The organism is Gemmatimonas sp. (assembly GCF_041689975.1).
Classification (GTDB): Bacteria; Gemmatimonadota; Gemmatimonadetes; order Gemmatimonadales; family Gemmatimonadaceae; genus Gemmatimonas.
This window is the reverse complement of sequence record NZ_JBDNFF010000151.1, coordinates 1-26,066: the sequence shown is the minus strand read 5'-3', so window position 1 is coordinate 26,066 and position 26,066 is coordinate 1. Positions and strand designations below refer to the sequence as shown.

At 64.9% G+C, this 26,066-nt stretch carries 23 protein-coding genes; 11 read left to right on the top strand and 12 right to left on the bottom strand.

Features of this window, described 5'->3' with window-relative positions; genetic code table 11:
- Positions 1–911 (bottom strand): alkaline phosphatase family protein (locus ACESNG_RS10135; RefSeq protein WP_373060526.1); only part of this gene is annotated, 911 nt, incomplete at its 3' end.
- 241 nt (positions 912–1,152) lie between these two features.
- Here ACESNG_RS10135 and ACESNG_RS10130 point away from each other — a divergent pair.
- Both ACESNG_RS10130 and ACESNG_RS10125 read left to right on the top strand, forming a co-directional pair.
- On the top strand, positions 1,153–2,163 hold the full coding sequence (locus ACESNG_RS10130; RefSeq protein ID WP_373060527.1) for a DUF4956 domain-containing protein: 1,011 nt from the start codon (positions 1,153–1,155) through the stop codon (positions 2,161–2,163).
- Positions 2,160–3,320 (top strand): hypothetical protein, encoded by a 1,161-nt coding sequence (locus ACESNG_RS10125; RefSeq protein ID WP_373068822.1) that lies wholly within the window; start codon positions 2,160–2,162, stop codon positions 3,318–3,320. The genes ACESNG_RS10130 and ACESNG_RS10125 overlap by 4 nt, the downstream gene beginning before the upstream one ends.
- On the opposite strand, the gene ACESNG_RS10120 is transcribed toward ACESNG_RS10125, so the two are convergent.
- From ACESNG_RS10120 to ACESNG_RS10080, 9 genes are all read right to left on the bottom strand, one after another.
- Entirely contained in the window at positions 3,313–4,407 is a 1,095-nt protein-coding gene (locus tag ACESNG_RS10120) for an ATP-binding protein (RefSeq protein ID WP_373060529.1), read from the bottom strand. The genes ACESNG_RS10125 and ACESNG_RS10120 overlap by 8 nt on opposite strands.
- Before the next feature lie 10 nt (positions 4,408–4,417).
- Complete coding sequence (locus tag ACESNG_RS10115) at positions 4,418–5,140, bottom strand: response regulator (protein WP_373060530.1); 723 nt, start codon at positions 5,138–5,140, stop codon at positions 4,418–4,420.
- 32 nt (positions 5,141–5,172) lie between these two features.
- Positions 5,173–5,517, bottom strand: coding sequence for a hypothetical protein (locus ACESNG_RS10110; RefSeq protein ID WP_373068820.1), 345 nt, complete (start codon positions 5,515–5,517; stop codon positions 5,173–5,175).
- Positions 5,510–6,031 carry a GAF domain-containing protein gene (locus ACESNG_RS10105; RefSeq protein WP_373060532.1) on the bottom strand — a complete coding sequence of 174 codons (522 nt, stop codon included), beginning with the start codon at positions 6,029–6,031 and terminating at the stop codon, positions 5,510–5,512. Before ACESNG_RS10105 ends, ACESNG_RS10110 begins: the two co-directional genes overlap by 8 nt.
- Positions 6,032–6,150: 119 nt before the next feature.
- Positions 6,151–8,055 (bottom strand): ATP-binding protein, encoded by a 1,905-nt coding sequence (locus tag ACESNG_RS10100; protein WP_373060533.1) that lies wholly within the window; start codon positions 8,053–8,055, stop codon positions 6,151–6,153.
- Positions 8,052–8,513, bottom strand: a complete 462-nt coding sequence (locus ACESNG_RS10095) for a response regulator (RefSeq protein ID WP_373060534.1) — start codon at positions 8,511–8,513, stop codon at positions 8,052–8,054. Before ACESNG_RS10095 ends, ACESNG_RS10100 begins: the two co-directional genes overlap by 4 nt.
- A complete protein-coding gene (locus ACESNG_RS10090; protein ID WP_373060535.1) occupies positions 8,510–10,843 on the bottom strand; it encodes an ATP-binding protein in 2,334 nt (777 codons plus the stop codon). Before ACESNG_RS10090 ends, ACESNG_RS10095 begins: the two co-directional genes overlap by 4 nt.
- A complete protein-coding gene (locus tag ACESNG_RS10085; RefSeq protein WP_373060536.1) occupies positions 10,840–11,448 on the bottom strand; it encodes a biliverdin-producing heme oxygenase in 609 nt (202 codons plus the stop codon). The genes ACESNG_RS10090 and ACESNG_RS10085 overlap by 4 nt, the downstream gene beginning before the upstream one ends.
- A 64-nt stretch (positions 11,449–11,512) precedes the next feature.
- Entirely contained in the window at positions 11,513–12,565 is a 1,053-nt protein-coding gene (locus tag ACESNG_RS10080) for an NAD(P)-dependent alcohol dehydrogenase (protein WP_373060537.1), read from the bottom strand.
- A gap of 115 nt (positions 12,566–12,680) precedes the next feature.
- Between ACESNG_RS10080 and ACESNG_RS10075 the strand changes: the two genes are divergently transcribed.
- From ACESNG_RS10075 to ACESNG_RS10055, 5 genes are all read left to right on the top strand, one after another.
- Entirely contained in the window at positions 12,681–15,812 is a 3,132-nt protein-coding gene (locus ACESNG_RS10075) for a WD40/YVTN/BNR-like repeat-containing protein (protein WP_373068824.1), read from the top strand.
- 315 nt (positions 15,813–16,127) lie between these two features.
- The gene (locus ACESNG_RS10070; RefSeq protein ID WP_373059347.1) at positions 16,128–16,595 is read left to right on the top strand and encodes a helix-turn-helix domain-containing protein; all 468 of its coding nucleotides are present in this window, start codon (positions 16,128–16,130) and stop codon (positions 16,593–16,595) included.
- Positions 16,596–16,618: 23 nt separating this feature from the next.
- Positions 16,619–16,921 carry a hypothetical protein gene (locus ACESNG_RS10065; protein WP_373068818.1) on the top strand — a complete coding sequence of 101 codons (303 nt, stop codon included), beginning with the start codon at positions 16,619–16,621 and terminating at the stop codon, positions 16,919–16,921.
- Between the two features lie 508 nt (positions 16,922–17,429).
- Positions 17,430–17,984, top strand: coding sequence for a hypothetical protein (locus tag ACESNG_RS10060; protein WP_373068816.1), 555 nt, complete (start codon positions 17,430–17,432; stop codon positions 17,982–17,984).
- A 35-nt stretch (positions 17,985–18,019) separates the two neighbouring features.
- Positions 18,020–18,553, top strand: a complete 534-nt coding sequence (locus ACESNG_RS10055; protein WP_373060937.1) for a hypothetical protein — start codon at positions 18,020–18,022, stop codon at positions 18,551–18,553.
- Positions 18,554–18,581: 28 nt separating this feature from the next.
- On the opposite strand, the gene ACESNG_RS10050 is transcribed toward ACESNG_RS10055, so the two are convergent.
- Positions 18,582–19,538 (bottom strand): ChaN family lipoprotein, encoded by a 957-nt coding sequence (locus ACESNG_RS10050; RefSeq protein WP_373060936.1) that lies wholly within the window; start codon positions 19,536–19,538, stop codon positions 18,582–18,584.
- A 48-nt stretch (positions 19,539–19,586) separates the two neighbouring features.
- Between ACESNG_RS10050 and ACESNG_RS10045 the strand changes: the two genes are divergently transcribed.
- Positions 19,587–21,380: a cation:proton antiporter gene (locus ACESNG_RS10045; protein WP_373060935.1), complete on the top strand. Its 1,794-nt coding sequence runs from the start codon at positions 19,587–19,589 to the stop codon at positions 21,378–21,380.
- Positions 21,381–21,663: 283 nt separating this feature from the next.
- On the opposite strand, the gene ACESNG_RS10040 is transcribed toward ACESNG_RS10045, so the two are convergent.
- Entirely contained in the window at positions 21,664–23,205 is a 1,542-nt protein-coding gene (locus ACESNG_RS10040; RefSeq protein WP_373060934.1) for an alkaline phosphatase, read from the bottom strand.
- Between the two features lie 109 nt (positions 23,206–23,314).
- Here ACESNG_RS10040 and ACESNG_RS10035 point away from each other — a divergent pair, with 109 nt between their 5' ends.
- The 3 genes from ACESNG_RS10035 to ACESNG_RS10025 all read left to right on the top strand — a co-directional run.
- Complete coding sequence (locus ACESNG_RS10035; protein WP_373068814.1) at positions 23,315–24,493, top strand: hypothetical protein; 1,179 nt, start codon at positions 23,315–23,317, stop codon at positions 24,491–24,493.
- A gap of 207 nt (positions 24,494–24,700) precedes the next feature.
- Positions 24,701–25,186: an isoprenylcysteine carboxylmethyltransferase family protein gene (locus tag ACESNG_RS10030; protein WP_373060932.1), complete on the top strand. Its 486-nt coding sequence runs from the start codon at positions 24,701–24,703 to the stop codon at positions 25,184–25,186.
- A partial coding sequence (locus ACESNG_RS10025; protein WP_373060931.1) for a NosD domain-containing protein occupies positions 25,186–26,066 on the top strand: 881 nt, incomplete at its 3' end. The genes ACESNG_RS10030 and ACESNG_RS10025, both read left to right, overlap by 1 nt.

Sequence of the window (26,066 nt, the reverse complement as noted above, 5' to 3'; positions counted from 1 at the left end):
CCGTAGTTGTGGCCGATCACATCGGTGGCCGACAGCGACATCGCCAGCAGGTCCGTCTGCGGCCCCTTGCCGAGCTCCATGGCGTTCACGCCGTGCAGCGCGAACTGCACCGTGAGGTCATCCATGTACGGCGTAATGCGGATCGCGCTGCCGGCGTCGATCACGTCATCGGTGAGCTTGTGCGGAAAGGTGAAATTCCGACCGCCCATCTCGGCGCTCACGCTGTCGGGCTCATGATATGCGCTGTCGGCCAGCAGCAACGACCACGTCTGGCCGGCGTACGCCTTTACCGGCTGACGGTCGTTGAACTCGCGGACCCACGCCGGTACATCCTTGCGGTAATAGGTGCTGGTGAGGAACCGACCGTCGATAGAGTACCAGTACACGTCGCTCTTCGACTTGCCGATCGGCAGGATGGCACCGCGATCCTTCATCGACACCGACAACGTTTTCGTTTTGCTGTTGGCGCTCTTCATCCAGTCGGCCAGCGTGGTGCCGATAAAACGGGCGGGCGACGCGCCCGTGCCGTAGCCGCCGGCCACCAGCGGGTAGCTCTTGTCTTCCACGCCGATGCGGTTGAGCATGATCCCCGTGGAGCGCGGGAACCGACCCGACAAGAGCGTCGCGTGACCGGGCGCGGTCTCCGTTATGGCGTGATCTTGATGCGCATTGTCGAATCGGGCGCCGCGCTTGGCGAGCCTTGCCACTCCACCCGTGAGCTGTCCCGGGTAACGGTCGAGATAATCGGCGCGGAATTGATCGATCGTGATCAGCACGACCAGCGATGGCGTGCTTGCCGGCTGGGAAGCGGTCGGCCCCGGCGTCGGAACCGGCGTCGGCGCGGAACGGGCAGGGGCGGCGAGGCAGGCCAGGGCGAGCGCCGCAGGTACGGCGAGAGTCAGTCGCATCATGGGGGCGAATGTGGAGCAACGGGTGAAGCACGGCAAGCCATGGGGTTTCACAGGTCCTTGCGGGCCGTGCCATGGCGCTAACGCTCGGCTCGCACGATACTGGTGCAAGACCAGTGACACTGCGGTGTGACTCCCACGCGAGTAACGGTCGGCGCGGCCCCTGGGTGGCCGGAGTGCGGCGCCCGCCAACTATACCCCTGCCGAGCAACCGAGTGCCTTTCCCGAGGATTGAAGGCGAGTGATGACGACCGTGAAACGGGCCGACGTCGCCACGCGCGTCGTGATGCGCGCCGTGGTGTACTACATCGTGCTGATCGGCGGGGCCACACTGCTCTGGCGCTTTCTCCCACACGGATCGGCCGCGATCCCGGCGTCGCTCGAAGCGCTCCTGGGTATGGGCGCCGAGCCGGATCTGCGCGTGGCGCCGCCACTCGATGAAGTGAGCCTGGCCTTCACCGTGGCGGTCGCGATGGCGGCGGCGGTGTTGTTGTCGCTCCCGGTGGCGTGGGTGTATCTGCTCACGCGCGCCAAACGCGGCTATCAGCAGTCGGTGGTGCAGCTGTTGGTCATTCTCCCCACCGTCGTGGCGGGGATCGTGCTGCTGGTAAAATACTCGGTGGCTCTGGCCTTCAGTCTTGCCGGCATCGTGGCGGCGGTTCGCTTCCGCAACACGCTCGATGACAGCAAAGACGCCGTATACGTGTTTCTGGCCACCGCGATTGGGCTGTCGTCGGCGGTGAATCTGCCCGTCGCGGCCGTGATCTCGATCGGCTTCAACGCCGTCACGCTGATTCTCTGGTACACCGATTTCGGCAGCGCGCCGATCGAGATGGACGGGCGGATCGCGGAGAAGCGGCTCAGTCGCGCCAAGAACCTCGCGCGCACCGGCACGTTCGTGGCACGCGTCGACGACGAAGTGCTGAAGAACATGACGCGCGAACAGCTCGAGGGTATTGCCGAACGCGCCTGGAAGCGTGCCCAGGCGAACAATGAGACCGACGAGATTTCTGTGGTGCAGGAGGAGCGCATTCTGCGCGTGCACACCGAAGATGCGACCGCCTTGCGACGTGTTCTCGAGCCGCGGCTCCAGGAGTTCACGAAGTCATGGCGCTTCGGCAGCATGGAATCGGCCGATGGCGTGTCGGTGCTCGAGTATCGGATTCAGTTGCGCAAGAAGACCGGCCCCGAGGATCTGCTCGCGCTGGTGCGCGCTGCGGGGTCCACGCAGGTCGCCAGCGCGGAAGTGGTATGACCATCACCTCAGGGAGCCACGCCCTTATGCTACGCATCATGCGCGCTGCCGCCGCCTTCCTGCTCATCGTCGGCGCCTTGGCTGTCAGCGCCCTGGCGGTCGAGGCGCAGGACACCAGCAAGAAGCCGAAAAAGCCGAAAGCGCCCAGGACGGCGGCCGACAGCCTCACGGACGCGGGACTACCCAAGCCCGGGAAGATGCCGGCGCCACCGATGTTCGCGAGCGAGAAGCCGCTCGAGCTCACGCTCACCACGAACATCAAGCAGATCAAGAAGGACAAGAACGCCGACGCGCCGTGGCGGACGGCCACGATCTCCTACACTGGCGAAGCCGATAAAACGATCACGGTGCCGGTACGCGTGAAGACGCGCGGGATCTGGCGTCTCAAGCACTGCGACTATCCGCCCATTCGTATCAAGGTGGCGGACAAGGCGGGCAAGGGTACGCTGCTGGAAGATCTCGACGAGCCGAAGCTGGTGACCTACTGTCGCAACCTCGATACGTACGAGCAGTATGTGTTGCAGGAAGCGCAGCTCTATCGCATCAATCGTGTCGTGACCGACATCAGCCACAAGGTGCGCTTGCTGCGTCTCTCGTACGCCGACAGCGCGAGCGGCAAGGTGGAGGTCACGCGCTACTCGTTCCTGATCGAAGATCCCGCGCAGGTCGCACGGCGCGCGAACGGCAAGATCTTCGAACAGAAAGGCGCCACGGCCGACGATCTCGATCCCGACATCTCGGCGCTCGCCTTCACGTTCCAGTACTTCATCGGCAACACCGACTTCGACTTCGCGGGTCTGCACAATGGCGAAGTGATCGCGCTGCCCGATGGGCGCAACCTGCCGGTGTCGTACGACTTCGACTTCGCCGGGGCCATCGACGCGATGTACGCCGGTGTCGATCCGAAAATGAAGGTGACCCGCGTGCGTGATCGGCAGTTCCGCGGTTTCTGCTCCCATGAGGCGGCGTATCCGAAGGCGTTCGAGCAGTTCGTCGCCAGGAAGGACGCGATCTACAGTCTGTACCGCGATGAGATCGGTCAGCTGATTTCGCCCGGCAAGGTGAAGAGTACGCTGGGCTACTACGATGATTTCTACGAGAATATCAAGACGCCGAAGGACGCGCAGCGCAATCTGTTCACCACCTGCGTCAAGTAGCGTCGCGCGCCAGCTCGAGCACGAATTCCGCACCGCCACCATCGCGCGCGCGATAGCGCACGTCGCCGCGCTGCGCCCGCGCGAACGTGCGCGCGATGGAGAGACCGACGCCCATCCGCTCTTGCTCGGCGTCGGGCGGAGATGCGCGGCGGTTCAGCGGTGCGAAGATGCGATCGACATCGGCGTCGCTCACGCCCGGACCGCGATCGGCGACCATGATCTCCGTGAGATGCACACCCGGCAGCACAGTGACGTCGATCGGCGTTCCGGCCGGTGAATAGCGCGCCGCATTCTGCAGCAAATTGCCCAGCACCTGCAACGCCAGCGTGAAATCGCAGCGCACCGACAGTACCGCGTCGTTCGACCATATCACGCGCACCTCGCGCTCATGCAGCAGCGCTTCCGACGAACGCAGCGCCGTGTGGACGAGCATTCCGGCGTCGTATCGTGCCATTTCCAACGGCGATCCCGTGCTCGACCGCGCGAACCGCTGCAACGTCTGGATAAACTCCCCCAATCGCTCCGCCTGATCGCGTACCCGCGGCATCGCCGCCTCGGGTGTGAAGGCGGACTGTGGATCGGACAGCAAGGCGAGTGTCGCCACCGGCGAGCGCAGATCGTGTGAGAGCGAGAGCAACAGGGCGTTCTTGAGGCGGTCGGCGTCGCGCAGCACCCGGACGGCCGCCGCTTCGCGCTCAAGTTGCACGCGCGCGTCGCTGAGTCGCGCCACTTCCTCCGAGCGCTCGTTCGCCAGGCGCGCAGCGCGCTGTAATCCGGCAAACAGCTGCGAGATCACGAGGCCGGTGATGAGAAATCCGACGAGAATCAGCAGATCGAGAGTCTTGGCGCCGCCGAACGCGAGACGCGGCGGCACGAACAGCATGTCTACCGCGATGGCGCCCAGGGCCACCATGACCAGCGACAGCGCACTCCCGCCATGTCGGCTGGCCCCGATGATGAGCAGTAGATAGACGAGCACGCCGTGCGCAATGCGAAGTTCGGGAAGCGTGTCGAGGCGGACGAAGAACATGCTGGCAGCGGCGTAGAGGCCGATCCAGGTCACCCACATACGCGCCGTCGCCGACATGGTCGCGCGCCTAGCTGGGGCCAACGAATCGATAGCCTATGCCCGGCTCGGTGATGATCAACCGCGGCACCGATGGGTCGGGTTCGATCTTCCGTCGCAGATGCGTGATGTGGACGCGCACGTGCGTGGCGAAGTCGCCGAACTCGCGAGCCCATACGAGATCCCACAGCTCGCGCGGCGAGACCGCCCGACCCGGATGCAACACCAGCGCGCGTAATAAGGCCCATTCCGTGGGCGTCAGTCGCTGTGGCGCGCCATGACGGACCACGCGCTGTGCGACGAGGTCGATCTCGACGCCGTCGGTCACGATACGTGCCCACGAACGTGCCGCCATCGATGTGACCGAGCGTCGCATCTGCCCGCGAACGCGGGCCAACAATTCGCCGGCCCCGCAAGGCTTGATGATGAAGTCGTCGGCGCCTGCATCCAGCAGCGCGACCTTCTCCTCCTCGTCTTCGCGTCCCGACAACACGATGATCGGCACGTCGGTCAGGCCACGCAGCCGACGGAGGAGATCGGCACCGTCCCCGTCGGGGAGACCCAGATCGAGCAGCACCAGATCCGGCGCATTCACAGCGCACTCGCGAAGGGCGTCGGCCAAGGTGGACGCTGTGCGAACGGAGCGGCAGATCGCGCCGAGGGTATGCGCGAGAACGTCCCGGTAATCCGCATCGTCTTCGACGATGAGGATCGAGTCCGGGTCAGGCCCCCCCGGGAGCAGTGCGGGCGACATCCCGGAATGTTAACGGTAATGTGCGTCCTCCGTCAGCGGCCCGTCGTGCTTCCTTGCATGCGCGCCGTTGACGAGGCGCCTTGTTGCCTGTCGGCGAGAATCATGTAGCTCATAAGCCGGATGCGCAGGCCGGTCGCGCAGGTGGCTACCAGCTGGTCTGACGCGTCCAGCGCGCCGACGGCATTGAGCAGGTCATGCGCCGGGGTCTGCTCGGCCTCGGGGTCGATCTGCACTACCCTGCAGGCGGCCAGCCAGATCTCGGCGGCTTCTTCCGGTCCCAGATAACGTTCAAGCGACTCCAGCACGAGCGTGTGCGTCGGTCGTTGCAACGCGAACGGCGGCGCGGTGTCGGGTCGAGCGGGGAGCTGCTCAGTCATTGGCGGCAAGGCGACGCGCCTCGATCCGGGCAATGGCGGTGGAGGCAAAGCCGCGCAGGGTCAGCAGATCGCTGTCGCTGAACAGGCGGGACTCGGTGCCGGCAACGCAGAAGGAGCCGAGGGCGAATCCGCGGGAGGAGATCAGCGGAATGCCGGCGTAACAGCGCAAGCCATCCATCGTGACCAACGGATTCTGCTGTACCAACGCGTGGTGTTCAGCGTCTTCCACCACGAACTCTTCCTTGGTGGCTACCGAGAAACGGCAGAACGACCACTCCACCGGCGTGCCTTTGGCTTCCTCCATCCAGCCATGCAAACCATACTGCGCTGCGAAATGCTGCGCCTCGTCGAGCACGACGGTGACCAACCCGATCGGCAGGCCGAGCGCGTTGGCGGCTTCGGTGCACAAGTCCTGCAAAATGCGGTCGGTCCCGGCGCTGGTGAGCCCGAGGCTGGCGATTTCCTGCAAACGCTCACGCTGTTTCAGCGCTGCCTGCATTTGGGCGTCCGTCACGGCGGGCACCGGAAAGCCGGGCTCAGCGGAGGAAGCGGAGTTCAGATGGATAGGATTCACCCACTTGAGTATCGACCGGAGCCCGGCCAATCGTGAGCGGCGCCGTTGCTGTAGTCGACCTACACCGCCACCAGCAGAGGCAGGCGAATCTCGAACGTGGCGCCCAGACCCAGCCCGCGGCTGTCGCAGCGCACGGTCCCGCCATGGAGTTCCACCATCTTACGCACCAGCGACAGGCCTATGCCAAGGCCACCGCCGGCCCGATCCCGCGTGGCGTCGACCTGCGTGAAGAGCTCGAACACGTCGGCCAGCATTGCGGGCGGTATGCCAGCGCCGTCATCGATGACGCGCACCACCGCGTGACCCTCTTCGATACGCGCCTGCAGATCGATATGGCCGCCGTTCGGTGTGTACTTGGCGGCGTTGTTCAGCACGTTGGTCAACACCTGCGTGAGGCGTACCTCATCGCCCTGCACCGCAATCTGCGGTGGCTCCACCACCACGGTGAGCCGATGCTGAGCCCTCTCGATCAGCGGTTGGCAGGCCTCGACCGCCTGCCGCACCACCTCGAGGATCGACACGCCCGTGACTTTCAGCTCGATCTTACCGTTGCGGATGCGGGCGACATCCATCAGGTCATCCACCAGCCGCGTGAGATGCCTGACCTGACGCTCCATCATCGCCAATGCGGATTCCGTCACGGCCGCTCCCGCCGGAACCAGCTTGAGCAGTTCGATCGCGTTGGTCAGTGGCGCGAGCGGGTTGCGCAGTTCGTGAGAGAGTGTGGCCAGGAACTCGTCCTTGCGCCGGTCCTCGTCTTGAAGCGCCGCTTCAATACGCTTGCGGTCGTGGATGTCGAGGTTGATGCCGACCATTCGCACCGCTTCGCCCTCTTCATCAAACTCCGCTTTGCCTACTTCCAGGATCCAGCGCGGATCCTCGCCCGGCCGCATCACGCGGAACTCGGCTCGGAACTCGGCTACCTTACGGCTCAACGTGTCACGCACGGCGCCGTCGACGTCGGCGCGATCGTTGGGATGTATCATCGACAGCCAGTCATCGTACAGTGGCGAACTGAGAGACGGCGAACGGCCGTACAGCAGATAGTTCTCCGCCGACCATTCAAGCGCACCGCTGCGAATGTCCCAGGACCACGCGCCGGCGCGCGCCGCCGTCAGCGCCATCTGCAGACGTTGTGCACTTTCGCGCGCGGACAACTCTTGTTGGCGCAGCTGTGTGACGTCCCGGGTAACGCCGAGCACCTGATGGATCCGACCGTCGGCGTCGAACTCCGGGACAAGGCGCGACGAGAAGTAGGTCAGCCCTTCAGGACCGTGGAACGTCGACTCAATCTCTTCAGCGGTGCCGCTGTCGAACACTCGCGTCAGGGCCGCTTGCCATCGGTCGAACAGTTCCAAGGGCAGTCCCAGCTCGCGATCGCTGCGACCGAGCAGCTCCTCCACCGGCCGACTCGTGACCCGCACCACGGCGACGTTGACGAATACGAGCCGGTGCGCACGGTCGAAACGCGTCAAGATGTCCGGTATGTTGTTGGCCAAGCTTTGCAATTGGCGCTCGCGCACTTGTAGTGCGCGACGGCTGTCGAGCAGCTCGCTTTGCATCTTCCAGCGCTCGATAGCGTTGTCGACCGCCCGTGACAGCGCCGGAGCGGTCATCCACTCCTTGCGGATGAAGTCCTGTGCGCCCAGTCGCAACACCTGGCGTCCGTGGCTCAAGTCGGCAGTCCCCGTGAGTACCAACACGGCACAGGCGGTCAGGCCATCCGCCGTCTGCAGGGCCGGCAGCAACTCCGGTGCATCCATATCGGGCAGGTAAAAGTCGAGCAACAAGCAGTCTGGCGTCTGCGGGGGCGATTCCATGACGAGTCGCACGGCATCGGCAGCGGATTCGCATTCTATGAACTCATAGCGCGATTCGCTGCCGGTCAGCAGCAAGCGCCGGATCTCACGGCGGTCGTCAAGACTGTCGTCAGCAATAACGACGCGGCAGAGCGGCCCCGTCATGGCGTCCGTATGGGATAAGCCGGAAGCGTGACGGCGCCGAGCCAGTACTGCAGCAGCTGGGTCAGCACGTCCAGATGGTGCGGATAGCTCACCGGCTTGACGTGGTACGCGTTGGCGCCGGTGCTGTAGCAGAACGCGAGATCGCGCGGATTGTCCGACGTGCTGGTGATGACGACCGGAATACATTGGAGCTTGGCGTCTTCCTTGATCTGGCGTAACGCCTCGCGTCCGTCCATGCCGGGCATATTCAGATCCATCAGTACCAACGCCGGTGGCCGCGTCGCGCGGGCCACCCGCAGCAGTGCCAGACATTCATCACCGTTGGTCACGCGCTGCAAGTAACCGGCAATGCCGCAGCGGCGAAACGCTTCCGCGACGGTATCGGCATCCTCGTCCGAGTCTTCCACGAGCAGGAAGGTGGGCAGATCGACGCCATGGTGTATCGACGCTGTCCTCACGACACCCCCAAAGAAATGTAGAAGGTGCTGCCGACACCGGGCTCGGAATCGAACCACACTGCGCCACCGTGGCGCTCAACCAACTTTTTGACGATGGTGAGGCCGGCGCCCGTTCCGCCGCCGTACTCGTCGCGGCCGTGCAGGCGCTTGAACATTTTGTACACCTGTTCGGCGTGACGCGCCTCAATACCAATCCCGTTGTCCTTCACATAAAAGATGGCATGCTGGGTCACTTCCGGTGGCCAATGTGCCTTTCGATTGACCGCGTGCGGGGGATACCAGCCAATCTCGATCCGGACGGTGGGCTTGTCGTTGTACTTGAACGCGTTGGACAGCAGGTTGACGAACACTTCGCGCAGCCGAACCCGATCCGCGCGCATGTGCGGCAGTTGCGGCGCCACGACTACCTCGCTCGGCTTATCACCACGGCGCGCGACCACCATTTCCAGCGCCTCACGCACCAGTTCGTCGAGATCGACGTCCTCCAGCTCCAGGGCAACGCGACCGACGCGCGAAAAGTGCAGGAGTGAGTCGAGCAGACTGTCCATGCGCAACGTGAGCCGTATCAGTCCTTCAATGCGCTGTGCATCCTGCGGCTCAGCCCGCGCGGCGCTCTCCGACAGCTGGTGCGCGTACTTGTGGATGCCACGCAGCGGCTCCTTCAGATCGTGACTGGCAACATAGGCAAAGGCGTCAAGGTCATCGTTGCTGCGCGCCAGATCCACATTGAGCTCCGTCAGATGCTCGGCGCGACTGATGACCAGCTCCATGACCACCAGCCGCAAGCGCAGCGCGAGCTCAATCTCCCACTGCTGCCAAGGCCGCGATCGCCCGCGCACCGAGTCGCTGAACAGTTCAAAGCTACGGCGCGGCGTGAGCCGGGGGCCGTTCGGGCCCGGCACCATGGGCTTGTCGTGTGGATTGCCGCCCCACTCGATCGTGCGCAGCGTTTCGGGACGGAACCAGAAGACGAGTTTCTGACCTCGGGTCGACAGCGGCACGGCCAGCAGCCCGCTGGCCACGGCGCTCAGCTCGGGGCTGCACGCCATGTGCTTGCCCAATTCATCGGTGACGAAAACCGGTTGGGTGGACGACGCGAATTCGGGTCGTCCACTCAGCCAGTCGGCGATTCTCTCGAGTTCGTCTTCCGGCGGTGTCTGCCCGATGCGCCACCAGCGCTCCTCATGGAACAGTGCCGCCCCCTGCGAATCGATTGCATCGAGCAGGGTCAGCGATCCATCCACCATCGCCGACAAGCCCCCGTCGTGCGCCGCCTGCGAAACGAGCAGCTGCCGCACCTCGTCGAACCGCCGCTGCTGGGAAAGAAAATCGCGATCCTCGGCCGCCTTGTGTTGCAGCGAAACGATCTGCGCTATCAGCTCGCAGGCGGCGCGCATGTTGTAGGGCAGATCGAAGGCACCGGTGTAGTGATGGCCGGCGATCAGACCCCACAGCTGTTCGCCTCGCCGGATCGACAGCGTGAGGCCGGCGGTCACGCCCATGTTCTGCAAGTACTCCGTGTGCATGACTGACGGGCCGCGCAGTGCGCAGTGGGTCATCGTCAGCGGCCGGCCGGTGTCGGGGTGGGCCAGCGGCACAAGCTCCGACAGCGGCGCACCGATCTCGCGCAGCGGCCGAATCCACGTGCGGCGAAGCAGCTCGCGCGCCGGCTCGGGGATGTCCTGAGCCGGGTAGTGCAGGCCGAGCCACGGCGACAGATCCGGGCGCCGGCTCTCGGCCACCACCTCGCCGTGGCCGTCTTCGTGAAACTTGTAGACCATGACCCGGTCCAGTCCCGTCAGCGCGCGGATCTCCGCGGTCGCGGCGTTACCCAGCGCCTGCACCGACGACGCGCTTTGCAGGCGATGGACGCTCTGCTTGATCAGCGAGAAGTAGTCGGGCCCGTCTACTGCGCTATGCGCCGTCGCCTCGAACTCGACAATCACTACGCCGTCGATCGTGTGCACGGTGACGTCGAGCGCTGCACCATTGTGGCCCGGATGTGTCAACACGTACAACGGATTCTTATCAACCGGTACGCGCGCGAGAAACGCGCGCAATTCTTCCGCACGAGCCTCCCCCAGGACCCGGCTGACGGGCTGGCCGAGTAGGGCTTGAGGAGGATGACCGAGCAGCGCGCCGCTGTTGTCGCTGACCTGTGCGACCGTCAGATCTTTTGCCCGCAGAACCAGTAGCGCACCGTGGCCCTGAATGCAGCCCGGCGTCTGGCTTGGTTCGCTATCGCAATTCGTGATCGTCGTGCCGAAGCGTTTGATGCTGTACGTCTGACCTTCCCACGGCAGTCGAGCTTCATTCGTTTCGCCGTTCACGCTGTCGCCCGCTGCGCACACCACTGCCTGAACGCGACGAACGTGGCGAGCGCGCCGGCGATCATCTCGTCCTGACGCCCCGGCTCGCCACCGTATGCATCCACCGCGCTGCGGAATGTCATCCACATTTCGCCGGTTCGTGCTCCGTACCCGTTGAAATACCGGGCGCCGTGTGCGGCGGTATAGCCGAACTGTTTCTCGACGTGGCGACTGATGATCCGCCCGCCGAGACTGGCCCCTTCCAACACGTAGAGACTGCCAAAGGCTGTCGCCAAACCAGGCAGCGAAGGAAGCGTTTGGCACATGGGGAGCGCGTCCGGTTCAGCAACGCCCAGCGTGACGAGATCGGCCCGTAACGCTTCTGCTTTACAGCGTGCCGGCAGGTCGATGCCCTGCTCGCTCCAACCCTCAACCGCCGACAGCGCGTGCTCCATCGGCGCATAAATGCCGAAGAACGCTTCCAGATGGCCCCGGTAGGTATCCGCATCTATTTCGGGGTTCATGAGATCGAGCGCCGTATCGAGGGCCTCGTGCTCGTGCTGTGTCGCCGACTTCAGTAGTGCCAGCGCCGAACTGTTTGATGACAAGGGCTCAGCATGCGTCATTGCTTCCTTTACTCAGAGAGAGGTGCTGGCCGGAGAGGTACCCGTGTGCGGCGTGTTGTCCTACTCAGCATTCGAGCGTGCTGATATCTATCACAAAGCGATACTTCACATCTGCCTTGAGCATACGGTCGTAGGCCTCGTTGATGGCCGACGCGGCCACGACTTCGATGTCGGCCACAATGTGGTGCGCGGCGCAGAAGTCGAGCATTTCCTGTGTTTCGGGAATACCGCCGATCAGCGATCCGGCCAACTTCTTCCGCTTCATGATGAACGCGAATGCGCCCGGCACGTGATGCGGCTCGGGAGAACCGCCCAGCAAGCAGAGCGCACCGTCGCGACGAAGGAGGGCGAACTCGGGCTCGAGGTCGTGCGCCGTACCGACGGTGTCGATGATGAGATCGAGCGAGTTGGCGAACGCCTTCATCGCCGCCGGATCCTTGGAAATCACAACGTCGTGTGCGCCCAAACGCTTGGCGTCTTCGATCTTCGACGGCGAGGTGGTGAGCACGACGACATGCGCGCCCATCGCGGCGGCGAGTTTTACGGCCATGTGGCCAAGTCCGCCGATGCCGACCACGCCCACGCGGATGCCCGGACCTACCTTCCAGTGGCGCAGCGGCGAGAACGTGGTGATGCCCGCGCACAGTAACGGCGCCGCGCCGGCCGGGTCCATCCCGTCGGGGATGCGCAGCACGTAGCGGTCGTCGACCACGATCGCGTTGGAGTAGCCACCCTGCGTGGGAAGGCCCGTCTGCTTCTCGACACCGCCGTAGGTGCCGGTCATGCCGACCTCGCAGTACTGCTCGAGCCCTTCTTCGCAGGACGAGCAGGTGCGGCAGCTGTCTACGATGCAGCCCACGCCGACCATGTCGCCCGTTTCCCAGCGCGTGACCTCAGAGCCGGTCGATACGACCCGGCCCACGATTTCATGCCCCGGCACCTGTGGATAGGCGATCGGGCCCCATTCGCCGCGCACCGTGTGGAGATCCGAGTGGCAAATGCCGCAGAAGAGGATCTGGATCTGCACGTCGCGAGGGCCGGGCGTGCGGCGCTCGAAGCTCCACGGACCGAGTGGGGGGGCCGCGCTGAACGCGGCGAAACCGAGGGTAGGAATCATTGGCTAAACGTGTGAGGGGGGGCGTACGTTTTGAGAGGAGAACTCGAAAATTCCCTCCACCACTCTTTTCATGCCTGAAGTTCGTTCCTTGTCGTGGGTGGCTGCAAGCGTGCTCATGTTTACTCAGACGCTGGCTGCGCAGTCGCTCGACTCCGCCGCTGTGGCCGGTATGCGCTGGCGTACGGTCGGCCCCGCCAACTTCATGGGCCGCATGTCCGACGTGGTCGGCATTCCCGGTCCCTCCAAAACGCTGTTTGCCGCCGCGGCTGGTGGCGGTATCTGGAAGACCACCAACAACGGCACCACCTGGCGTCCGGTGTTCGACGACAAGCGCGTGATTTCGATGGGTATGCTCGCTATCGCGCCGACGGACACGCAGCAGGTATGGGCCGGCACTGGTGAGCCGAACTCCCGGAACTCGATCGAGCCCGGCGGCGGCATTTTCAAGTCGACCGATGGCGGCATCACCTGGTCGGCCAAGGGTCTCGAGAAGACCGAGCACATCGGCCGTATCGCGATTCACCCGACGAACCCGAATGTCGTGTACGTGGCGGCGCTCGGTGCGGCGTGGCGCTCCAACCCGGAGCGCGGCCTGTACAAGACCACCGACGGCGGCACCTCCTGGCAGCTCGTGAAGTTCGTGAGCGACAAAGCGGGCTTCGTGGATGTGGCGATCCACCCCAAGGATCCGAACGTGGTGTTCGCCACGAGTTGGGAGCGGCGTCGCTCGCCCTACTCGCTGTTCAGCGGCGGCCCCGGCTCGGCGCTCTGGAAGAGCACCGACGGTGGCACGACGTGGACGGAGGTAAAGGGTGGCGGATTCCCGGCTGGCCAAAAAGGCCGCATGAGCCTCGACATCAATGCCGCGAATCCGAGCGTGATGTATATGATGATCGAAGCGGCCGCGAATGCGACCGGCCCCATCGTCGGCGAGCGGAGCCCGAAGAACAACGGACTCTGGAAGAGCACGGACGGCGGCGCCACGTGGGCGCAGATGAACAACTACAACGTGCGTCCGTTCTACTACTCGCAGGTGCGCAGCGATCCGAAGAACCCGGACCGCGTGTACTTCTCGAGTACCGACCTGCAGCTGTCGGAAGACGGCGGCAAGACGAATCGCGCCGCAGCGAATGGCGTGCACATCGATACGCACGGCATCTGGATTGACCCCGCCGATCCTGAGCGCTGGGCCGTCGCGAACGACGGTGGCATCGCGTTCACGTACGACAAGGGTGGCAACTTCGTGCAGGGACAGAACATTCCCGTGGCGCAGTTCTACGAAGTCGCTTACGACATGGCCGTTCCGTACAACATCTGCGGCGGTGCGCAGGACAACGGCACCTGGTGTGGCCCGAGCAAGCGTCGCACGCCGACCACGAGCCTTGGCTACTGGTTCACGATCGCCGGCGGCGACGGGTTCTATGCCGCGATGGATCCGACCGATCCGAACGTCGTGTACGGCGAGTCGCAGGGCGGCAATGTGTCGCGGGTCAACCTGAAGAGCGGTGAGCGCATGGCGTTTGCCAAGCCCACGTGGCAGGTGCGATACAAGCAGTGGGAAGACTCGATTGCCACGGTTCGTGGCAACCCGCTGGTGCCGGCCGCCAAGCCGCAGAACACCGCCATCGCCGCGCTCCGCGCGCAGCAGGCAAAGGACTCGACCGAGCTCTCGATCCGCTACAACTGGAACGCGCCGTTCTTCATCTCGCCGCACAATCCGTCGGTGATCTACTTTGCCGGCAACAAGGTGTTGAAGTCGGCGAAGCGCGGCGAGGATCTGCGCATCATTTCGCCGGATCTCTCGAAGAACCTCACGGCCAAGCTCGACACCGCGTTGCGTCTCACGGGCGGCATCACGCTCGACGCGACCGGTGCCGAGACGTACGGCACGATCGTGGCGCTCGAAGAGAGCCCGGCCAAGCCCGGCCTGCTGTACGCCGGTACCGATGACGGCAACGTGTGGAAGTCGTCGAACGACGGCGCCACGTGGGAGAATCTGTCGTCGCGCATTCAGGGCCTGCCGAACGGTGGCGAAGTGTACGTGACGCGCATCGAAGCGTCGGCGTTCGACACCAATGTGGTGTACGTCGCGTTCGATAATCACCGGTGGGGGGATTTCCGCCCGCATCTGTTCGTGTCGAAAAACGGCGGCAAGTCGTTCTCGTCGCTCGTGAACAACCTGCCCACGGATGGCCCCGGTGACTTCCTGCACGTCGTGCGCGAGGATCCCATGAACCGCGATCTGCTGTACGTGGGCACGTCCATTGGCGTGTATGCGTCGGTCGATCGCGGCGCCACGTGGTCGCGCTTCATGGCGAATTTGCCGAGCGTTCCTGTGTACGACCTGCAGATCCATCCGCGTGATGGAGAACTGATCGCGGCCACGCATGGTCGCGGTTTCTGGATCGTGGACGTGGCGCCACTGCAGCAGATGACGGCGGCCGTGGCGGCCAAGCCGGTGCATCTGTTCGAGCCGAAGACGGGCTTCCAGTGGGGCGAAGAGCCGCTGCGCGGCGCGAGCGGCAACGGTAATGCGCAGAACTTCTTCGCCACGCAGAACCCGGCCTATGGCGTGTCGATTTCGTATCGCATCACGACGCCGGGTTCGACCTCGGCCCGCCTCAGCATCACGGACGCCGGTGGTGATACGCTGACCACGCTCACTGGCCCGGGGGCGCCCGGCCTGCACACGGTCACCTGGGCGTATGCGATCACGCCGCGCACGTCGGGTCGTGCCGCGCTCTCGCCCAGCGAGAAGCGTGACAGTATCCTGCGCGCCGTGCGTGCGCCGCAGGTATTCGATTCGCTCGCCAAGGCGAAGTACGACAGCGCGGCCATCGCGCAGGCTCGCGCGCTGATCAATCCGCCGGGACTCGGCAATGTGCCGTTCGGCGGCCGTGGCGGCGGCGGTGCGCGTGGCGGCGCGGGTAGCTGCGAGCGTCCGCTCACGCAGTGGGAGACGTTCTGCGCCCGTCCGGCCGAAGCGACGCCGCCGCGTGCGGGGGCGGTTGCGCCACCGGCGTTCGTGCAGCCGGCGGCACCGAGCGCTGCCTTGCTCAAGATCTTCTCGCTGATCGGCCTTCCGGCCCCGGCGCAGGGTGGGCGTGGCGGTGGTGGCTTCGGCGGTTTCGGTGGTGGTGGCGGCACGGCCGATACCGGCGACTATGGCATTGTGTTGCAGGTTGGCACCACGGTGGTGAGGGGCAAGCTGCGGGTAGAGAACAAGGGAGCGATGGGTAGGGAGTAGGGAGTAGGGAGTAGGGAGTAGGGAGTAGGGAGTAGGGCGTGAACGGCGTGACTGCTTCGGCGGTCATGCCGTTCTTGGCTTTGGGTTTCGCGCGTTCGAGCCGCGGCTCCGGGCTCGGGTCATCCCGCTCGTGGGACGCCCGGCCCGGTAGCCGCTCGCATCGGTGAGGAGTTCGCAGTGAGAGTGGAGCTCCGTACGCGAGTCACCGATCAGCGCGTTCGACTTTAACGGCCGCTGTGCAGAATCAGCATCTGCCTGGTGTAGTGTCGCCGAAATAGCTTTCACAATACGACGGAGCGTGCTACACTGGGTTCCATGCCATTGCCGATTCGTATCATCCCGTTGCGTCGTGGAGACCGGAAGCGGCTGGAGCAGTTGGTGCGCGCGCGTACCACGGCGCAGCGCGTGGTCGAGCGGGCCAGGATCGTGTTGGCGTCGGCCGGCGGCGACGCCGGGAACACGATCTGTGCGCAGGTAGGCGTCTCGCGGCCGACGGTCTCGCGCTGGTTGGATCGCTACGAGGCCGAGGGACTGGAGGGACTTACCGCCGACCGGCCACGCGCCGGTCGCCCGAAGCACATTACCGTGACCGACGAAGCCGCGATCATCGCACGTACCTTGGAGACCGCGCCGCCGAGCGGCACGCATTGGAGCACGCGGCTGATGGCGCAGGCCACGGGTCATCATCACGCGACGATTGCGCGGATCTGGCGCGCGCACGGGCTCGAGCCGCATCGCGTCAAGCGCTTCGAACTCTCGCGCGCTCCGCAGTTCGTCGAGTAACTGCGACACGTCGTGGGCTGCACGTGAATCCGCCCGAGCGCGCGGACACGATGACGTACGACGACAATCGTCATGACACGACGACGTGGTTCGCGGCCTTCGACGTGGCGATGGGCCGGGTCATTGTGGAGCGCGTCTTCGGCGAACTCACCGAGCGCCAGATTCGCCGGCTCGCCGTCACCAGCGTGGACGCACTGATGGCGTCCATCACCCAGTACATCGATCAGCGCAACGAGAACCCCACGCCGTTCGTGTGGACCGCCACCGTGAAGCAAATTCTCAAGAAGGTCGGGAAAGCGAACGCTACTCTAGCGACACTACACTAGCTTCGATTTCGTCTGCGGGACCACGGGCCGTCTCCGCCATGGAGGTTGCTATCCGAAAGCGCGTCATCGGGTGCGGTGGCCTCGCCACAGAGAGCCGCTCGGGGGTTGCCCGGCCCAGAAGCCGCTCGCATGGGCCAAGCGTTCGCAAAGAGCGGAGCTCCGTGCGCGATTCACCCAACGGCGTGTCCTACTCGCCGTCCGCGCTGCGATCGCCGTCAGTATGCTTCCGCGAGCCCCGTGAGGGGCGTGGGTCGTCTGAGCGGCTCTCTGTGGCGGGCGCGCCGGCCGCGCTCGGTGCTCAAAAGTTTGCCGCCGCAGAAAAGCCGCGAAGGGGATCCCACGCTCCGACCGGGGAGGTCGCAGCTGCGGAGTGGCGCGGTCGCAATAACCGACGAATCGGGACAGGGTGCGAACCCTCTGACGTGTTGCTGGTGTCTGACAGATGCCAATGTCGACACGCTTTCCGAGATCCATCCCAGCCCGTATTCGTACACTGTGCACCATCACGATGAGCGTCGTCGCGGTGTCGCGGTGTCGCGGTGTCGCGGTGTCGCTGGCGCCGGGTTATGTGCGCCCGGCTAAAAAGTCGAGTGCGCCGGCGCGCGATGAGCTGTACGTCAATTTCGTGGGGACGTGGAAGGGAACGCTCGAGGTAGCCGACGGCACGGGCACGGGCACGCGTAACACGCGACCGGCCGCGCTACGCGTGGTGCCGGCGCCCGATCACGACGGACTGGAGCTGCGCTACAGCGCCAATGCCGACGGTGTGTCGCAACGGCATGTAGACCATCTGCACTTCGACCGCGCCTTGACCGATGCGATCGGGGGCGATGCCAGCGGCACTGCGCCGCAGACGTTCGTCGTGCGCAGTCGTGAAGGTGGCCGAAATGGCAAAGCGCTGCGGCTCGTGCTGGAGGGCGCGGATCACAACGGCGAGGAACCCACGATGATTCGCGAGACGCTCGAGCTCTCGCAGGCCGAGATCCGGCTCGTGCAGGAATCCCGGAGGGTCGGTGGCGATTTCGCGTTCCGTCGTGCCTATGTGCTGCGACGTGCGCAATAGCGAGATTGCAGGGTCGACTTCACCCTGAGGATCTTGTGCACGAGTATCGTTTTCAGTCCACGCCCGAAACCGTCGAGGCGCTCCGGCAGCTACGAGGCGCCTGGCGCGGCATGATGGTGGCCGAGCATTCCATCACAGTCGTGCTGCAGGATCAGCGCGCGGTCCGTATTCAGAGCGAAACCGTCGACGTGGAGTCGCTGTTCGACGCGTACCGATTGCAGGCCGACATCGAAGACGCCGAGGGGATGTACGGCGTTCCGGTCGACGCGTTCGCCAACGGCAACAACGACATCGTGCTCTTCACCGGCGTCACGTGGAGCGAGCCGCAGGGCGCTGTGCGCGCGGAAGGCCTCGCAGAAGGCGCCGTGATGCATTTCTCGGGGCACCCCGGGCAGCTGTCCGACACAGCGGAAGTAGTGTGTTTCACCACTGACGCCTTCGTGATCGCCGCCAGCGACGGCAGCGGGGTGCTCATCCGCACCGGACTGCGTCCGGGCTCAGTGGAAGTGGAACGGAACCCCGAAAAGGTGCGCGCTTTTCTCGTGGATCGCGGCTACAGCGCCGCGTAGGCACCGCCGCTTGGCCATCGGCGCGTCGTTACTTCGGCGCGCGCGTGAAGAGGATGTAGTCGCCCTTGTCGGCGTGCTCTTTCCCGTTCGCTTTCGACAGGTCGGCGATCGGTACCGCGCTCAACACCACGGTCTTCGCGTCGGGGGCACGACGCCGGGCCCGTTCGGCCGTGCCGAGTCCCGCGTCGCTGTGAAACGCGCCGTCAACGTGAAACACGATGGCCCCCTTCGGGGCTGCGCGCCATGCGTTCACGATGGCTTCGCCCATCGCTTCGTCTTTCACGCACTGCGCCTCGTAGAACGTGTCGGTCATCTTCGCCATCGCGCCCGCATCGGCTGCGGTGGGCGGGCCGCCGCCGGCGCTGTGGCCCGTCATGGTCTGCGCGAACTTCGTGTAGTAGGCGTCCTTGGGGCAGATGTTTTCACGCGCGATGAAGCGACGATCGGCCGCGTTCAGCGTGTCGAGGAGCGCGAGACCGCGACGGCTCACAGCACTTGCCAATCGGCGCGGGACATTCGCCGCGACCACTGGCCAGCCACGCACGCGCGCCAGCTCGACCAGCGCGCGGTAGTCGGTGGTGTAGCGATCCCATGGGCGCGAACCGGCCAGAAAGTTTGCCTCGGAGATCGTGCCCGCGAGGTACTGATCGACCAGCGGTTGCACATCGCGTTCGAACATTTCGAGCGTGACCACCACGTTCGGCCGACGTTCGCCGAGCGCCGCCAACACCGCGAGTTCGCTGGAGTGCGTGGCGGGATCGTCGTGCTGCTCGCCGAAGAACACGAAGTCGGCCTTGGCGGCGGCGTCGGCCAGCTGCGTGAAGGGAATGAAGCGATTGGCCTTGCTGTCGTACACGCGCAGCGCCGCCGCCGCCGCGCCGATCGGTACGGGAGCGCCGGCGCGGGCGCCACCGGACGCGCAGGCCGTGAAGAGCAGTGAGGCGCCGCCCAGCAGCGCGATACGGAATCGGCGAGAAGAGGTCATGGTGTGGAATCTCGCACAGGTCATTCGTGGCGCTAGCTTTCCCTTGGTATGCATCCCGAAACTGCCCTCCTCTTCACGATTGCCGGTGCCTTCGGCGCGGCGTTCGTCTTCGGCTTCGTGGCCTCGAAGCTGAAGATGCCGCCGCTGGTGGGCTATCTGCTGGCCGGCATCGCGCTCGGGCCGCACTCGCCGGGGTTCGTGGCCAACGTGGAGCTGGCCAGCCAGCTTGCCGAGATAGGCGTGATTCTGCTGATGTTCGGCGTGGGGCTGCACTTCTCGCCGGGCGACTTGCTCAAGGTGCGCCGCATCGCACTGCCGGGTGCAACGCTGCAGATGGCCACCGCGATCGGGCTTGGGTTTTGGCTGGCCAGCTCGTGGGGATGGACTTCGGCCGCGTCGCTGGTGTTCGGCTTGTCGTTGTCGGTGGCGAGTACCGTGGTCGTACTGCGCGTGCTCGAGGATCGCGGACTCCTGGACTCGATCGACGGGCGGGTGGCCGTTGGCTGGCTGATCGTCGAAGACCTGCTGGTGGTGCTCGCACTGGTGCTTTTGCCGGCGATTCTCAATGCGCTGGGCGAGGGTGCCGAAGGCGCGGCGCCGATGGGTCGGACCGAACTGATCACCACGGTCGCGCTCACGCTGGTAAAGATGTTGGCGTTTATCGTGCTGATGGGAGTCGTAGGCCGTCGCGCTGTGCCGTGGCTACTGACGCACGTGGCGCGCAGTGGCTCACGCGAACTGTTCACACTGGCCGTACTGGCGGTGTCGCTCGGAGTCGCAGTCGGCGCCGCCACGCTGTTCGGCGTGTCGTTCGCGCTCGGCGCGTTCGTGGCCGGCGTGGTGATCAGTGAGTCGGACCTCAGTCACCGCGCCGGTGCCGACGCCCTCCCCATGCAGGACGCGTTCGCCGTGCTCTTCTTCGTATCGGTCGGTATGCTGCTCGATCCGGGCGTGTTGCTCACGCAGCCGATGAAAGTGCTGGCCACGGTAGCAATCGTGCTGCTGGGTAATACGGTAGCGGCCACGGTGCTCATGGTGCTGCTACGCCATCCGTTGAGCGCGGCGCTGCGCATCGGCGCCAGCTTCGGTCAGATTGGCGAGTTTTCGTTCATTCTGGCGGGACTCGGCGTGTCGCTGGGCGTGCTGTCGGAGGAGGGACGCAGTCTCATCCTGGCGGCGGCCCTCGTCACGATCGTGCTCAATCCACTGCTGTTCGCGTCACTCGACCGGTTGTCTACGTGGATCGCCAAGCATCCGCAGTTGCTGGATCGTCTCGAACGGCAGAAGGCGCCGCGCATGGCGCACACCGAGCTGTTCGAAACGGTCCAGCAAGGACACGCCATTCTCATCGGCTACGGACGTGTGGGACGTACGATCGGCGACGCACTCCAGCGACTCGGCGTGCCGTTCGCGGTCATCGAGCAGGATCGACGCGTGGTGGACGCGATGCGCACGATCGGGGTGCCGTCGATCTACGGTGACGCCACGCGTCCGGGAATTCTTCAGCATGCACACCCCGCCACGGCCCGACTGCTGGTGATCGCGGCCCCCGATCCGTACCACGCGCGGCATATCATCGAACTGGTGCGCGCCAGGAATCCGACCATCGATATCGTCGTGCGCACGCACAGCGATCAGGAGCAGGCGATGTTCGAGCAGCTCGGCGTGAGCAAGGCACTCATGGGCGAACGCGAACTGGCGTTCGGGATGGCGTACCACAGCCTCCGCTCCCTCGGTGTGGACGATGATCGCGCGGATGAGATCGTCGAGGGATTACGGGATGGCGGGAGAATGCAGACGAGAGAATTCAGCGCGTTGATGCCAACATCTCCCCAGATGTAAAGATCAGCGGTGAGATGTCTGGCAGTCAGCGTTCAGATGTCAGACTGGGTATAGTGTTCGGAATTCAGCAAACGACAGTGCACAGTGGCTGAGAATATGATACGTGCCAGGCGCGGTACGGGCGTCGTTGGCCTTTTCCGCGCGGCGGCGCGCCCCGACGGCGAGGCCACTTTGGCACAGCGTCCCGTGCGGCGGCCGCTATCAAACACTCGGCGCCTGGGCACTATCGTTGCAGAATTCTGAACGTTGCAAGCGATTAGACGTCAGACTTCCGAACGTTTGATTACTGGGTCTTCACGATTCCCGGGCGGTTGTGTTCCACTCTCCACGCGCTCGCCGTATTCACCGGTGCTTCCTGCTTCGTCACAAACGGAACGCTGCGGTATTCGGCGATCCAGTCCTGCTCCGTGACTTTACAGCGCACGTAGCCTCGACGATTCTCGAACCATTTGAGATGCGGATTGTCGGCTTGCATGGCGGACATTCGCTGCGCCGGGACGTCGTTGCCATCGCCGCCGCTCGAGATACTCGTGCAGACGAATTCCGCGCCGATCGTGGGTTTGTCGGGACGCGAGAAGTCGCTGTGCAGTTCGTTTACCCAATTGGTGTGAATGTCGCCGGTGATGGTGACGGTGCGATTCGGAGCGCGCTTGGCGACTTCGTTGAGCAGGCGGTCGCGCGCCACCGGATAGCCGCTCCACTGATCCATCGACGTGCGCACTTCGTCACCGGGTGCGGAGTCGTAGGGCGCCAACATCACCTGATTTGCCAGCACCTGCCAATGCGACTTCGAAGCACCGAGTCCGTCCACCAGCCACTTTTCCTGGGGTGCGCCCAATAGTCCGCGCTTCGCATCGGTCCACGGCGCGCACCCCTCGAGGGGCACGTCTTCGCACACCTGATCATCACGGTACTGTCGCGTGTCGAGCATCCAGAAACGCGCCATCGCGCCCCAGTTGATGGTGCGCGTGATCGTCAAGTCGGCCCACGACTGCGCGCGTGGCACGCGCACCGGCTGGTGCTCCCACCAGGCTTGATACGCGGCGGCGCGACGCGTGCGCATTTGCTCGGCCGACTCCATCTCGTTCTCGCCGATGGCACCCGAATAGTTGTTGTCGACTTCGTGATCGTCCCACGTGACGAGCCACGGACACCGCTGGTGGGCGGCCTGCAGATCGGCATCCGACTTGTACTGCGCGTAGCGTCGGCGGTAATCGTCAAGCGTGCGAATCTCGAGCCCTTGGTGCGCTCTCACTGCGGTCGACGGGCTGGCGTACTCGTAGATGTAGTCGCCGAGGTGCACGGCGAGATCGATCTCTTCCTGCGCCAGATGTCCGAGGGCGGTGAAGTAGCCCTGATCCCAGCGCTGGCAGGAGGCGAAGGCGAAGGCGAGTGGCGTCTTGGCGCCGTCGGCCGGCGCGGTGCGCAAGCGACCGATCTTGCTGACCGCGTCGCCACTGGTGAAACGATAGAAATACCAACGATCGGGCTGCAGTCCATCCACGTCGACATGCACACTGAACGACAGCTCCGGAGCGGCAGTGGCGCGTCCCCGCTTCACGATCGTCTTGAACCGGTCGTCGTCTGCGACTTCCCAGGCTACGACGGTGCGCGTGCCCGTCATACCGCCATCGGGCTCGAACGGCCGCGGCGCGAGTCGGGTCCAGAGCACGCCCCCGGTGGACGTCGGATCGCCCGAGGCGACGCCGAGTTGGAACGGGTCCTCGGTGAAGCGTGGGCGGTTGGTCACGCGCCAAACGTTGGGCACAACGGCGGCGAATGCGGCGTAGCGCGAGAGATCGGTCAGGAAGAGTCGACGGTCCATACGAGTACGCTACGGCTGAGCGGCCAGGTCGGCTACGGGCTCGTGTCACGAACAGGCCACGCTTGAAAGTCGCTGCAACCCGGACGACCCTCCCGAGCGTTAAACTTAGATGACGATCTCGTCCCTACCACTGAGTACGCTGCCGCGCGGCGTGACGTACGCCCGCGCGCGATTGTGTCTCGGCATCACCGGCGTGGGGATTGCCGTGCTGCTCGCCACCGCGCTGCTCTATTTTCGGATCCCATCGCGCGGATTGTCGATGAGCGACACGCAGTCCGTGCCGGCGGCACTGTTCCGCGTGGGGCTCATGTTCGCCTTCGCTCAAGTGGCGTTCTCGATGTACGACCTGATGGGCGGCGCATGGCTGGTACGTCGTCGCGAGTGGGCCTCGACCTGGCTCTCCCGCTGGATGCGCGGCGTGACGGTGCAGTGGGGGGTGTGGATGCTGTCAGCCACAGTGTTGCTGCTCGCGGCGCGGGCGGGTGGGAATCCGGCTGCCATCGGCGTGTTCGTGGTGGTGCAACTGCTGCTCGCCACGACGCGCGGGCGCATGGTGCGCGTGATCGCGCGCTTACCGGTCGTGCCCACGCCGGAGCGCATCGCGAGCGCGGCGGCGCAGGCCGGGCTCGATGCCTCGCGCATGCAGGTGATAGACAGCCCCGATGAGAGCTTTGTGGGCGGCTGGTCGGGGCTCACGGCTGGTACGCTGGTGGTGCCCGCGCGCTGGGCGCAGTTGCCGGAGCCCGCGCTGGCGGCCATGCTGCTGCGTCGTCGCCTTGCCGCCACGAGCTGCGCGCACGTGCGTCGCGTGGTCGGCGCGGTCGTGTGGAATACGCTGGGCTTCGTGGTGTCTCTCACGCTCACGGGTGTGTCGTCGGCGTCGGCCGGTGGTGTGATCACGCTCGCGGCCGCGATGACACTCTGGGCGTTTCTCGGCGTGTTGCTCTTGCCCACGCCGTCGCGCGCGGCCGTGTTCGCGCTCGATGCCGCCGCCACCGCGCAAGTTGGCGCGGAGCCGATGCGCGCGGGCATCGAACTGCTCGACATCTGGCAGGACGACGAGCCCGTACGCCGCGCGGGAGTGGAAACCGTGTTTCATCCCGTCCCCGGGCGCCGCAACAGAATCGAGCGCCTCGTGGGCAACGCCGATGCCGTGAAGCCGTGGCACGCGCACCACCTGGCCCGTCACGCGCTCTGGTTGAGCTGGGGTGCGTGCACGCCCTTGTCGCGTGCGGTGCACTGCAACGTGGGCCGATCGGCGCTCTGGGCGATGCTGCCGGGGGATTGAGGGTTCTCGCGACGCGAGCAGATCGCGGAACAGGTCACGCGGCATCGGATGAACAGATCACGCAGAGTCGCAGAGGTCGCAGAGAACGCAGAGGGGACAAAACTTGAACATATGTATACTCTGCGCCTCTGCGTCTCAGCGTGATCCTTTCAGGATCTGTCCATCGCACGAGTGGCCGCCAGCTCGCCGCCGATGCATGCTTGTCGCATGACCTCCGACGATGCCCCAACCGACCGCGGTCCCGCCGTGCCGTTCCCGCCGCCGCTGCTGTTCGTGGGTGGCGTCGCGATGGGTGTGCTGCTCGATCTCGTGCTGCCACTGCCTGCCGTCATTCCTGATGCGCGCTGGGTGGTGATTGTGGGACTGGCCCTCGTTATAGTCGGACTCGGATGCATGTTCGCCGGCATCCTGACGTTCAAGAAGTTCCGCACGGCGGTGTATCCCAATCGTCCTGCGTTGCTCGTGGTCGATACCGGCATCTACGCGTACACGCGCAATCCCATGTACGCTGGCCTCACCATGGCCTACCTCGGCGGCGTGTTGCTTACCGGTGTGTTGTGGGTGGGCATCCTGTTGCCCGTCGTGCTCACGCTGCTCGTCACGCAGGTGATCCGCCGTGAAGAACGTCATCTCCACGAGCGATTCCCCGACGCCTACGCCGCATATTGCGCACGGGTCGGGCGATGGTGTTGATGCGCGCACGCGTGCTGTTCGCTGCCGTCGTCGCCGCGCTCGTGACCGCCCCGTCGGTGAGCCCAGCCCAGCCCGTGCCCGTGATCACACCGCGCGCCGGGCTCGTGATCACGCAGTCGGTGAAAGTACGCCCGGGTGTGTATCGCCTACGGGCGCCGGTGTCGCTCGATTCTGCACTGCTCACGATTCGCGGGCACAACATTACGGTCGACCTGCGCGGCGTCACGTTCATTGGCTCGCCGGCGGACAGCGCTCCCGATGCGGGGCAGGGCACCGCTGTACACATTGACGGCGGTGAGCAGATTCGCGTGCGTGGCCTCACTGCGCGTGGCTATCGTGTGGGCATTCTCGCTCGCGGCACGCGCGCGCTCACGCTGGACGGTAACGATCTCAGTCACAGCTGGAAGCCGCGCCTGTTCAGCATCGTGGAGCATGAAAGTCTCAACGACTGGCTGTCGTATCACAAGAACGACCTGGACGAATGGCTGCGCTTCGGCGCCGGCATCTATCTCGCACGCGTAACCGGTGGCACGCTGCGCGGGAACACTGTGCGCCAGAGCATGAACGGGCTGCTGCTCACGCGCACCGATTCGCTCGATATTCGCGACAACGACTTGTCGTACAACTCCGGGCTCGGGATCGGCATGTACCGGTCGAGCTGGAACATCATCGTGAACAACCGTGCCGACTACAACGTGCGCGGATATTCACACGGATTCTTCACGCGCGGACAGGACTCGGCGGCGTTGCTCATGTTCGAACAGTGTGTGTACAACATCGTGGCGTACAACTCGATGACGCACAGCGGCGATGGACTTTTCCTCTGGGCTGGCCAGGAAACGATGGATACGGGCGAGGGCGGCTCGAACGACAACCTGTT